This window comes from Enterobacter cloacae complex sp. OE43NF, assembly GCF_023544405.1.
GTDB classification, from domain to species: Bacteria; Pseudomonadota; Gammaproteobacteria; order Enterobacterales; family Enterobacteriaceae; genus Enterobacter; species Enterobacter cloacae.
Window position 1 is genome coordinate 104,393 of the sequence record NZ_JAMJFW010000009.1, and the last position, 11,305, is coordinate 115,697.

The window sequence follows — 11,305 nt, forward strand, 5'->3', positions numbered from 1 at the left end:
TCAGGTTTCTTATGCAAAATTCAGCGCCATTATTAAGCGTGGTGGTAGCCGTTTATAACGGTGAAGCGTTCCTGGATCAGTTCTTTACCTGCCTTGTGGATCAACGCATCGACAGCATGGAAGTCATCATCGTCAATGACGGCTCCACGGACCGTTCGATGCAGATCGTCGAAAACTGGCGCGAAAAGCTGCCGCAGATGCAGGTTATTGAGCAGCAAAATCAGGGCGTATCCATCGCGCGTAATACCGGTCTGGCCGTCGCGACGGGCCAATATCTTTCTTTCCCTGATATTGATGATGTCTTTAAACCCGGCATGTATCAGCACCTGCTTGATATGGCTGTTACGCAACGTCTTGATGTCGCTACCTGTAACGGCAACTACGTCTGGGAAAATAATAAGAAGCCTTCACGCCCTATTTTCCCTGAAGACAAACTGGCATCAACGGGCGTCATGTCCGGCCCTGCATGGCTCAAAATGGCGCTCGACTCCCGTAAGTTCCTGCACGTGACCTGGCTGAACATCTATCGTCATGACTTTATTCGCGAGCACGGTTTTCACTTTGAACCGGGGCTACGCCATCAGGATATTCCGTGGACCACAGAAGTACTGCTGGCGGCGGAGCGGGTGCAGTACACCAGTGAACGTTACTACGACTACTACATTCACTCTGCGTCGGTGTCTCATATGCCGGACAATGACGACACGCTCATTCGCTCGGCGCGTCACTACATGAAAATCCTGCAGATGCTCGATGCCATAAATCAGCGCTATCCCGATAAAGTGAAAGGGATCCCTGCTTGCCACTGGCAAATTGCCAAAGAAGGGCTGGGCATTATTCATACTTTCGACAACATGAAAGATGAGCAGAAAAAAGCATTTATTATCAAAGAGTTTTTCGATAAAGGGATCTGGAAACTCATCTGGAAAAATGCAAAAAGTCCCCGACTGCGCTGGCGACTGGGCCGTCGTTACTTCCGTTTGAAGCGCTATGTGGCATAAGAGATAGCTTTACCTGGCCCAAATGCTTAGAATTTGCCCGCCGAAACTAAAAAGACGGATAATCGCTTGGAATTGTTGTATACCGCCCTGCTCTATATCATTCAGCCACTGGTGTGGCTGAGACTGCTGCTTCGTAGCCGTAAAGCGCCTGCGTACCGAAAACGCTGGGCTGAACGCTATGGCTTCTGTCGCAATAAAGTTGCCCCGGACGGTATTTTGCTGCATTCCGTTTCTGTTGGCGAAACGCTGGCAGCGATCCCGCTGGTTCGCGCCCTGCGTCACCGTTATCCGTCGCTGCCGATCACCGTCACGACCATGACCCCGACCGGCTCTGAGCGCGTGATGTCCGCCTTCGGTAAAGACGTGCATCACGTCTATCTGCCTTACGACCTTCCCTGCGCCATGAACCGTTTTCTGGAAACCGTTCGCCCTAAACTGGTGATCGTGATGGAAACCGAGCTGTGGCCGAATATGATTTCCGCTCTGCATGCCCGTAAGATTCCACTGGTGATCGCGAACGCGCGTCTGTCTGAGCGGTCGGCGAAAGGCTACGGCAAGCTGGGGAAATTTATGCGCCGCCTGCTCAGCAAGATCACACTGATTGCTGCGCAAAACGAAGAAGACGCAGCGCGCTTTATCTCGCTTGGCCTGAAACGCAACCAGCTGGCGGTGACAGGCAGCCTGAAATTCGATATCTCCGTCACGCCTGAACTTGCGGCCCGTGCTATCACGCTGCGCCGCCAGTGGGCACCGCGTCGCCAGGTCTGGATTGCGACCAGCACCCATGATGGCGAAGAGGCGATTATCCTGCAGGCGCATCGTAAGCTGCTGGAGAAATTCCCCGATTTGCTGCTGATTCTGGTGCCTCGCCATCCCGAGCGTTTTAAAGACGCCCGTGAAATGGTGCAAAAAGGCGGCTTCAGCTTCACCCTGCGCAGCAGCGGTGACATCCCCTCCACCAGCACGCAGGTGGTTATTGGCGATACTATGGGTGAGCTGATGCTGCTGTATGGCATCGCTGATCTGGCCTTTGTTGGCGGCAGCCTGGTGGAGCGTGGTGGCCATAACCCGCTGGAGCCAGCGGCCCATGCCATTCCCGTGCTGATGGGTCCACATACCTTCAACTTCAAAGATATCTGTGCGAAATTGCAGCAAGCGGAAGGGCTAATTACCGTGACCGATGCGGATTCGGTGGTCAAAGAGGTCTCGACTCTGCTGACCGACGAAGATTACCGCCTGTGGTACGGTCGTCATGCCGTCGAAGTGCTGCATCAGAACCAGGGTGCCCTCACTCGTCTGCTGCAGCTTCTGCAACCTTATCTGCCGCAGCGGAGCCACTAATGTCAACGCGCCTGTCGGTCGTTCTGATCGCCAAAAACGCTGCCGACCTGCTTCCGGATTGCCTGGCCTCCGTTGCCTGGGCTGACGAAATTATCCTGCTCGACTCCGGCAGTGAAGACAACACGGCGGACGTTGCCCGCGCAGAGGGTGCAAAAGTCTATACCAACACCGACTGGCAAGGTTATGGCATCCAGCGCCAGCGCGCGCAGGGATATGCCACCGGTGATTATGTACTGATGCTCGACACAGACGAGCGCATCACGCCGGAGCTGCGTCAGGCTATTCAGGCGGTGCTCGCCGCACCAACGCCGGGCACGGTCTACAGCATTGCGCGTCGTAACTATTTCCTTGGCCGTTTTATGCGTCACAGCGGCTGGTACCCCGACCGGGTCACGCGCCTCTACGAGCGCGAGCGGTATCAGTACAATGATAATCTGGTCCATGAATCCCTGGCCTGCGACAGTGCGCCAGTCGTCCCTCTGACGGGCGATCTTTTGCACCTGACCTGCCGGGATTTCGCCAGCTTCCAGCGTAAACAGCTCAACTATGCCACCGCCTGGGCACAGGAGCGCCATCAGCGCGGCAAGAAGGCCACGCTGACAGGTATCTTCACCCATACGCTGGGGGCGTTTCTGAAAACGCTGCTGCTGCGTGGTGGCGTGCTGGACGGTAAACAGGGCTGGTTACTGGCCGTGGTAAATGCCCAGTATACTTTCAACAAATACACCGAGCTGTGGGCGCTCAGCCGCGGCTACTCAGAGAAAACGTGAGCCATGAGCACAAAAGCGATTTATCCAGGTACCTTTGATCCGATCACCAATGGTCATCTTGATATCATCACCCGTGCGGCGTGCATGTTCGACAAGGTGATTCTGGCGATTGCTGCCAGCCCCAGTAAAAAACCGATGTTTGACCTGAACGAGCGCGTCGCGCTTGCCACCGAGGCCATTGCGCACCTGCCGAACGTGGAGGTGGTGGGCTTCAGCGATCTGATGGCCAACTTTGCCCGCGCTCAGCAGGCGACGATTCTGATCCGTGGCTTACGCGCGGTGGCAGACTTCGAGTATGAGATGCAGCTGGCGCACATGAATCGTCATTTGATGCCGGAGCTGGAAAGCGTATTTCTGATGCCATCCAAGGAGTGGTCGTTCATCTCTTCCACGCTGGTGAAAGAGGTGGCGCGTCATCACGGGGACGTTACCCATTTCCTGCCGGTTAACGTCCACCAGGCGTTGATGGACAAGCTAAAGTAGCGCTATTTCTGGCACTGACGGCAATAGAATGTGGCGCGCTGGGCATGCTTTGTTGCGATGATCGGCGTTCCACACACCCTGCACGGCTCGCCTTTGCGGCCATACACCTGCAGCTCCTGAGCAAAATAGCCTGGCTTACCATCGCTTTGCAGGAAGTCCTTCAGCGTCGTTCCCCCCTGCTCAATTGAGCGAAGCAGCACCGCTTTAATCACCCGTACCAGCAGCTCACACTCCTGCGCCGACAGCGAAGAGGCCAACCGATCGGGATGGATCCCGGCTGCAAACAGCGATTCGCTGGCATAGATATTCCCCACGCCGACCACCAGCTTGTTATCCATCAGCCAGGGTTTAATCGGGGTTTTCTTTTTCGCACACTTCGCTTTCAGGTATTCCGCGTTAAACGCTTCTGAAAGCGGCTCTGGCCCCAGATGTGCCAGTACGCTATGTCCTTCCAGTTCTTTGGTCCACAACCATGCGCCAAAGCGGCGGGGATCGGTATAACGCAACACTTTGCCGTTACTCATCACCAGATCGACATGGTCATGCTTTTCCGCAGGCAGCTCTTCAGTGAGGATCCGCAGGCTGCCGGACATGCCAAGATGAATGATGATCCAGCCATCGGGCAGCTCCAGAAGCAGATATTTCGCGCGGCGCTGGACGCTGAGGATCGGTTTATCGCTTAACGCATGGATCTCATCAGAAACCGGCCAACGGAGGCGGCCGTTACGCACGGTAGCATGAAGAATAGTCGCGCCGACCAGATGCGGCTCAATACCGCGGCGGCTGGTCTCCACCTCAGGTAATTCAGGCATGATTCCTCCGTAGTAAGATGCAGAATGCAAAAAACCCCGCAGTTGCGGGGTTTTTCAATACAAGGCGGCTAAAATTATTTGATTTTAGCTTCTTTGTACATTACGTGCTGGCGTACAACTGGATCGAATTTTTTCAGTTCCAGTTTTTCCGGCTTAGTACGTTTGTTCTTCGTGGTGGTGTAGAAGTGACCTGTACCAGCAGAAGAAACCAGCTTGATTTTCTCGCGAATACCTTTAGCCATGATTTATTTCCTCTTTAAGTACTTAGTACTTTTCGCCACGGGCACGCAGTTCGGACAGAACTGTATCGATGCCTTTCTTATCAATTACACGCATACCTTTAGCAGATACGCGCAGGGTGACAAAACGCTTCTCGCTCTCAACCCAGAAACGGTGAGAGTGCAGGTTCGGCAGGAAACGGCGTTTAGTCGCGTTCAGTGCGTGGGAACGGTTGTTACCGGTCACCGGACGCTTGCCAGTAACTTGGCAGACTCGGGACATGTCTATTCTCCAAAAATCAAATTAGCTCGAGCTTCGTATGGGGTATCGGCGCCTCGTCAGGCTTTACAGCCCGGTCATCGCATAGTTCTATTGAACTCTCGATTGCCAGGCCCAAATGCCAAACCCGAGATTCTCAAAGGTGGCGTAGTATACGCTGACTCGGCGGTGTGCTCAAGTCCCGAACAGACAAAGATCCCGATGGATCGCGAGAAATAGCCTAAATCCAGCCATGTTCTGCAAAAGAAAGGTACTCTCCGCGGCCAATTATCAGATGGTCCAGCACACGAATGTCCATGAATTGACAGCATTTGACAATGCGGTCGGTGATCTCTTTGTCAGCTCTGCTTGGTTCTGCACAGCCAGAAGGGTGATTATGCGCGAGTATCACGCCGGCTGCATTCAATTTTATTGCTTCGCGCACAATTTCACGCGGATGAACCTCTACATGGCTTAGCGTGCCCGAGAAAAGGTGGCTATGCTTGAGCACCCGGTTCCGGTTGTCGAGAAAGATCACCATAAAGATCTCGCGTTCAATATCGGTTAACTGACTTTGCAGAAACTCGCGCGTCATCGCAGGAGTCAGTATCGGGTCCTCCTCCTGCATACGAACACACTGAAAACGGCGGGCCAGTTCGGCAATCCCCTTAAGCTGGGCATATTTCGCCACACCGATACCCTCCACATGCGCAAACTCCGCCAGTTCCGCCGTCATCAAACCGTAGAGTGAGCCAAAATGGCCTATCAGATCTTTTGCCAGCGTAAAGACCGTTTTGCCCGGCGTACCGGTGCGCAAAAAAAGCGCCAGCAGTTCCTCATCTTTTAGCAAAGTGACGCCATAGCGCAGCAATTTTTCGCGCGGTAAGAGCAGTTCATCCTCGTCTTCCATGCTTTTTCTCCCTGTTTTTTGCCCATCTTGCCATAGGCTACTCAGGTACCTGACTCTCGCGTCTCGTTCTTGCGTAACGCCTCGCAAAGTGACCGAAGGACAAGATCACCCCGTTTTTGGGATTGTGATAAAATGCCCGCTCTCTGGTGAAACCCAACAGGAAAGAATCATGATGAGCCTGGCCGGTAAAAAAATCGTTCTTGGCGTTAGCGGCGGCATTGCAGCCTATAAAACGCCGGAACTGGTGCGCCGTCTGCGCGAGCGCGGGGCCGACGTACGGGTCGCGATAACCGAAGGCGGAAAAGCCTTTATCACTCCTCTGAGCCTGCAGGCCGTTTCAGGATACCCGGTATCTGACAGCCTGCTTGACCCTGCCGCAGAAGCCGCGATGGGCCATATTGAGCTTGGGAAATGGGCAGACCTGGTTATCCTTGCCCCCGCCACGGCCGATTTAATTGCCCGCGTTGCCGCCGGGATGGCGAACGATCTGGTTTCGACCATTTGTCTGGCTACGCCCGCCCCTGTTGCCGTCGTGCCGGCCATGAATCAGCAGATGTATCGCAATGCCGCGACCCAGCATAATCTACAGACGCTGGCCTCGCGCGGCCTGCTGATCTGGGGGCCGGACAGCGGGAGCCAGGCCTGTGGCGATGTCGGACCAGGTCGTATGCTTGATCCATTGACTATTGTCGATATGGCCGCGGCCCATTTTTCGCCTGTCAACGACCTGCAACATCTCAACATCATGATTACAGCCGGCCCAACGCGCGAGCCGCTGGATCCGGTACGTTACATTACCAACCACAGCTCCGGTAAAATGGGCTTTGCGATTGCGGCCGCAGCGGCGAAACGCGGCGCGAACGTCACGCTGGTCAGTGGCCCGGTCTCGTTACCTACGCCGCCTTTTGTGCAGCGTATTGATGTCACCACCGCGCTGGAAATGGAGGCCGCGGTACAGGCCCGTGCGCAAAACCAGCAGATTTTTATCGGTTGTGCTGCCGTCGCGGACTACCGCGCAGAGACCATTTCTGATGCCAAAATCAAAAAGCAAGGCGATGAATTAACACTAAAAATGGTGAAAAACCCGGATATCGTTGCTGGTGTCGCCGCGCTGAAAACCCATCGTCCTTACGTTGTTGGGTTTGCCGCAGAAACAAATAATGTGGAAGAATATGCCCGGCAAAAACGTACCCGCAAAAACCTCGATTTGATTTGCGCGAATGACGTATCGCTGGCCACGCAAGGATTTAACAGCGACAGCAACGCACTGCACCTTTTCTGGCAGGATGGAGATAAAATCTTACCGCTTGAGCGCAAGGAACTCCTGGGCCAACAATTACTGGACGAGATCGTTACCCGTTATGATGAAAAAAATCGACGTTAAGATTCTGGACCCGCGTGTTGGCGAGCAATTCCCGCTGCCAACCTATGCCACCTCCGGCTCTGCCGGTCTTGACCTGCGCGCCTGTCTCGATGACGCCGTAGAATTGGCTCCGGGTGCGACTACCCTGATCCCAACGGGCCTGGCGATTCACATTGCTGACCCTTCACTGGCGGCGGTGATCCTGCCACGTTCAGGCCTGGGTCATAAGCATGGTGTCGTGCTGGGTAACCTGGTCGGCCTGATCGACTCTGACTACCAGGGCCAGCTGATGGTCTCCGTCTGGAACCGGGGTCAGGACAGCTTCACCATTGAACCGGGCGAGCGTATCGCGCAGATGGTCTTTGTACCTGTGGTGCAGGCAGAATTTAACCTGGTGGCAGACTTTGATGCCACCGACCGTGGCGAAGGCGGCTTCGGCCATTCCGGGCGCAAATAACCGCCCGACAGACACGCATCTCACAGCGCCATAATGTCATAACAAACCGCAAACGCCAGTTTGCGGTCGCTGTGTGGATGCCAGCCTGACAAGTGCTTATTTTCAGGGGTATTTTGCAACATGGCAGAAAAACAAACCGCGAAAAGGAACCGTCGCGAAGAAATACTTCAATCTCTGGCTCTGATGCTTGAATCCAGCGATGGCAGTCAACGCATCACCACCGCAAAACTGGCCGCCTCTGTAGGCGTGTCTGAAGCGGCGCTGTACCGTCATTTCCCGAGCAAAACCCGGATGTTCGACAGCCTGATCGAGTTTATCGAAGACAGTCTGATCACGCGTATCAACCTGATTCTGAAAGACGAAAAAGACACCACCGCGCGTCTGCGTCTGATTGTGCAGTTGATTCTGGGATTTGGAGAACGTAACCCGGGCCTGACCCGTATTCTGACTGGCCATGCGCTGATGTTTGAGCAGGACAGACTGCAGGGCCGCATTAACCAGCTTTTCGAGCGTATTGAAGCGCAGCTGCGCCAGGTACTGCGTGAGAAGAAAATGCGCGAAGGCGAAGGTTACAGCACGGATGAAACGCTGCTGGCAAGCCAGATCCTGGCGTTTTGCGAAGGCATGCTCTCCCGTTTTGTACGCAGTGAGTTCAAATACAGCCCAACGGACGATTTCGACGCCCGTTGGCCGTTAGTGGCGGCGCAGTTGCAGTAACGTCGTTGCCGGATGGCGGCTACGCCTTATCCGGCCCACAAATTGCGCAGGCCCGGCAAGCAACGCGTCACCGGGCAATTCCGTTACACGCCAAACTCTTCGCGATATGCCCGCACCGCAGCCAGATGATCCGCCATCTCTGGCTTCTCTTCCAGATACGCAATCAGGTCTTTCAGGTTGATGATTGACGTCACTTTGCAACTGTAATCACGTTCAACTTCCTGAATGGCCGAGATTTCACCACGACCCCGTTCCTGACGGTCCAGAGAAATCAACACGCCAGCCAGCGTCGCGCCGTTGGCCTGGATAATCTCCATGGATTCGCGAATGGCGGTACCCGCAGTGATGACGTCGTCCACCAGCATCACGCGCCCCTGCAGTGGGCTGCCGACCAGGTTGCCACCTTCACCGTGGGTTTTGGCCTCTTTACGGTTAAAGCAGTACGGCACGTCGCGGTCATGGTGTTCTGCCAGCGCAACCGCGGTGGTGGTCGCAATCGGAATGCCCTTATAGGCCGGGCCAAACAGCAGGTCGAAATCAATCCCTGAATCCACCAGCGCTTCGGCATAGAAACGGCCTAACAGCGCCAGATCGAGCCCGGTATTGAACAGCCCGGCATTGAAGAAATAGGGGCTCTTGCGCCCGGATTTCAGCGTAAACTCGCCAAACTTGAGGACCTGCTTGTTAAGCGCAAACTCAATAAACTGGCGCTGATACGGTTTCATGGATTCGCTCCTTTGTCTTTTCTGTCTTACAGGCACAAAAAAGGCGACTCATTGGTCGCCTTTAAAATCAATTTTCTAACGCCGCTTTCTGCGTCGTTACAATAGATTCAATTCCCCCTCGGGCCAGAGCCAGCAAGGTGAGAAGTTCTTCGTGGGTAAACGGTTCGCCTTCTGCGGTGCCCTGCACCTCGATGATACGTCCGTCTTCGGTCATCACCACGTTCATGTCAGTTTCGGCGGCGGAGTCTTCTACGTATTCCAGATCGCAAAGCGCTTCACCGTTAACGATACCGACGGACACCGCGGCAACCATCCCTTTCATTGGGTTTGTTTTCAGCTTACCGGCCGCAACCAGTTTATTCAGGGCATCCGCCAGCGCCACACAGGCACCGGTAATTGATGCGGTACGCGTGCCACCGTCAGCCTGAATGACGTCGCAGTCCAGAGTAATGGTGAATTCGCCCAGCGTTTTCAGATCAACAGCGGCGCGCAGCGCACGCGCGATGAGGCGCTGAATTTCCATGGTACGGCCGCCCTGCTTACCCTTTGCCGCTTCACGGGCATTACGGGTATGCGTTGCACGCGGCAGCATGCCGTATTCAGCCGTGATCCAGCCCTGGCCCTGACCTTTCAGGAAGCGCGGAACGCCTTCTTCAATGGAAGCCGTGCACAGCACTTTAGTGTCACCAAACTCAACCAGAACGGAGCCTTCAGCGTGTTTTGTATAGTTACGGGTCAGGGTGACGGGACGCACCTGTTTGGCGCTACGACCTGCTGGACGCATGATGAATTCTCCGGCTTGAAACGAATGTGGCTGCGCATTATACGGATAAAGGACGCTTATTCCTATCCTGAGAAGCCCCTGAAAGCTATAATCCCCCCATCTCTCCTTTAAAAACGGGAATATCTATGATCCGCAGTATGACCGCCTACGCCCGGCGTGAAATCAAGGGTAGCTGGGGTAGCGCTACCTGGGAAATGCGTTCGGTAAACCAGCGCTATCTGGAAACCTATTTCCGTATGCCGGAGCAGTTCCGCAGCCTTGAGCCTGTGGTGCGTGAGCGTATCCGTACGCGTCTGACGCGCGGCAAAGTGGAATGTAACCTGCGTTTTGAGCCGGATGCCAGCGCGCAGGGCGAACTGATCCTCAACGAAAAACTGGCAAAACAGCTCGTCAATGCGGCGAACTGGGTCAAAATGCAAAGCGACGAAGGCGAAATTAATCCGGTTGATATTCTGCGCTGGCCTGGCGTCATGGCTGCCGGAGAGCAGGATCTGGATGCAATTGCCGCTGAAATCCTTGCCGCCCTCGACAGCACGCTGGATGACTTTATCGTTGCTCGCGAAACCGAAGGCCAGGCGCTGAAAGCGATGATTGAACAGCGCCTTGAAGGCGTCAGCGCCGAAGTGGCAAAAGTACGTACCCATATGCCGGAAGTGCTGCAGTGGCAGCGCGAGCGTCTGGTAGCCAAACTGGAAGAAGCGGAAGTTCAGCTGGAAAATAACCGTCTGGAACAAGAGCTGGTGCTGATGGCGCAGCGCGTTGACGTTGCCGAAGAGCTGGACCGTCTGGAAGCACACGTTAAAGAGACCTACAACATTCTGAAGAAGAAAGAAGCCGTTGGTCGTCGTCTCGACTTTATGATGCAGGAATTCAACCGCGAGTCGAATACCCTGGCGTCTAAATCAATCAATGCCGACGTAACGAATTCCGCCATTGAGCTCAAGGTACTGATTGAGCAGATGCGCGAGCAGATCCAGAACATTGAGTAATATCTCAGACAATCTCACCTTGTCTCACCCAAGTTGAAAACACCTCTAATAGCCCGTATTAACGGGCTATGTCTTTATCACTTTGTCTCATAATGTATCACTACAGCGCATGTTTAGCGTGTACTTAACTATGTACATAGTGACTTTTATGGCATCATGATTATGTACACACAGCACATAAGCAGAGTCATATATGGCAAAAATGACAGACATACAAATCAAGGCATGGATCAGAGCTGACGAACGCTTCGAAGCAAGGTCAGATGGCAATGGTTTATCTCTCTGTTTTCCGAAGAAATATGCTGCTCCATTCTGGCGTTTTCGCTATCGTTTCTCTGGAAAACAGCGGGTAATGGGTATCGGTTCCTATGCCGAACTCTCACTAGCAAAAGCGCGAGAGACCGCCAAAGAACTCTCTGCACGTGTCGCATTGGGTTATGACGTTGCCGGAGAGAAGCAAGAACGAAAAGCTGACG

15 protein-coding genes are annotated in these 11,305 nt (G+C 54.3%); 9 read left to right on the top strand and 6 right to left on the bottom strand.

Going from position 1 to position 11,305, the window contains the following annotated elements; all coding sequences use genetic code 11:
- Positions 1–11: 11 nt before the first annotated feature.
- From M8370_RS06520 to coaD, 4 genes are all read left to right on the top strand, one after another.
- The gene (locus M8370_RS06520; RefSeq protein ID WP_013094898.1) at positions 12–1,001 is read left to right on the top strand and encodes a glycosyltransferase; all 990 of its coding nucleotides are present in this window, start codon (positions 12–14) and stop codon (positions 999–1,001) included.
- Positions 1,002–1,067: 66 nt separating this feature from the next.
- Positions 1,068–2,342 (top strand): lipid IV(A) 3-deoxy-D-manno-octulosonic acid transferase, encoded by a 1,275-nt coding sequence (gene waaA, locus M8370_RS06525; RefSeq protein ID WP_250020680.1) that lies wholly within the window; start codon positions 1,068–1,070, stop codon positions 2,340–2,342.
- Positions 2,342–3,112 (top strand): glycosyltransferase family 2 protein, encoded by a 771-nt coding sequence (locus M8370_RS06530; RefSeq protein WP_250020681.1) that lies wholly within the window; start codon positions 2,342–2,344, stop codon positions 3,110–3,112. Before waaA ends, M8370_RS06530 begins: the two co-directional genes overlap by 1 nt.
- 3 nt (positions 3,113–3,115) lie before the next feature.
- Positions 3,116–3,595 (top strand): pantetheine-phosphate adenylyltransferase, encoded by a 480-nt coding sequence (gene coaD / locus M8370_RS06535; protein WP_013094895.1) that lies wholly within the window; start codon positions 3,116–3,118, stop codon positions 3,593–3,595.
- 2 nt (positions 3,596–3,597) lie between these two features.
- Here the strand turns inward: coaD and mutM are convergent, their stop codons facing one another.
- From mutM to radC, 4 genes are all read right to left on the bottom strand, one after another.
- Positions 3,598–4,407 (bottom strand): bifunctional DNA-formamidopyrimidine glycosylase/DNA-(apurinic or apyrimidinic site) lyase, encoded by an 810-nt coding sequence (gene mutM / locus M8370_RS06540; RefSeq protein WP_013094894.1) that lies wholly within the window; start codon positions 4,405–4,407, stop codon positions 3,598–3,600.
- Positions 4,408–4,481: 74 nt separating this feature from the next.
- Entirely contained in the window at positions 4,482–4,649 is a 168-nt protein-coding gene (rpmG, locus tag M8370_RS06545) for a 50S ribosomal protein L33 (RefSeq protein WP_013094893.1), read from the bottom strand.
- 22 nt (positions 4,650–4,671) lie between these two features.
- Positions 4,672–4,908 carry a 50S ribosomal protein L28 gene (rpmB, locus tag M8370_RS06550; protein ID WP_002436699.1) on the bottom strand — a complete coding sequence of 79 codons (237 nt, stop codon included), beginning with the start codon at positions 4,906–4,908 and terminating at the stop codon, positions 4,672–4,674.
- A 217-nt stretch (positions 4,909–5,125) separates the two neighbouring features.
- Positions 5,126–5,794 (bottom strand): RadC family protein, encoded by a 669-nt coding sequence (gene radC / locus M8370_RS06555; protein ID WP_013094892.1) that lies wholly within the window; start codon positions 5,792–5,794, stop codon positions 5,126–5,128.
- Between the two features lie 172 nt (positions 5,795–5,966).
- On the opposite strand from radC, the gene coaBC reads away from it, so the two are divergent.
- From coaBC to slmA, 3 genes are all read left to right on the top strand, one after another.
- Positions 5,967–7,178: a bifunctional phosphopantothenoylcysteine decarboxylase/phosphopantothenate--cysteine ligase CoaBC gene (gene coaBC / locus M8370_RS06560; RefSeq protein WP_105826592.1), complete on the top strand. Its 1,212-nt coding sequence runs from the start codon at positions 5,967–5,969 to the stop codon at positions 7,176–7,178.
- Positions 7,156–7,614, top strand: coding sequence for a dUTP diphosphatase (dut, locus tag M8370_RS06565; protein WP_015570042.1), 459 nt, complete (start codon positions 7,156–7,158; stop codon positions 7,612–7,614). Before coaBC ends, dut begins: the two co-directional genes overlap by 23 nt.
- Before the next feature lie 120 nt (positions 7,615–7,734).
- Entirely contained in the window at positions 7,735–8,331 is a 597-nt protein-coding gene (slmA, locus tag M8370_RS06570; protein WP_013094890.1) for a nucleoid occlusion factor SlmA, read from the top strand.
- An 83-nt stretch (positions 8,332–8,414) separates the two neighbouring features.
- Here slmA and pyrE read toward each other — a convergent pair whose 3' ends face one another.
- Complete coding sequence (gene pyrE / locus M8370_RS06575) at positions 8,415–9,056, bottom strand: orotate phosphoribosyltransferase (RefSeq protein WP_250020682.1); 642 nt, start codon at positions 9,054–9,056, stop codon at positions 8,415–8,417.
- 67 nt (positions 9,057–9,123) lie between these two features.
- Positions 9,124–9,840: a ribonuclease PH gene (rph, locus tag M8370_RS06580; protein WP_250020683.1), complete on the bottom strand. Its 717-nt coding sequence runs from the start codon at positions 9,838–9,840 to the stop codon at positions 9,124–9,126.
- 125 nt (positions 9,841–9,965) lie between these two features.
- Between rph and M8370_RS06585 the strand changes: the two genes are divergently transcribed.
- The gene (locus M8370_RS06585) at positions 9,966–10,829 is read left to right on the top strand and encodes a YicC/YloC family endoribonuclease (RefSeq protein ID WP_013094887.1); all 864 of its coding nucleotides are present in this window, start codon (positions 9,966–9,968) and stop codon (positions 10,827–10,829) included.
- Positions 10,830–11,022: 193 nt separating this feature from the next.
- Positions 11,023–11,305, top strand: a 283-nt coding sequence (locus M8370_RS06590) for an Arm DNA-binding domain-containing protein (protein WP_250020684.1), incomplete at its 3' end; no start/stop codon positions are given.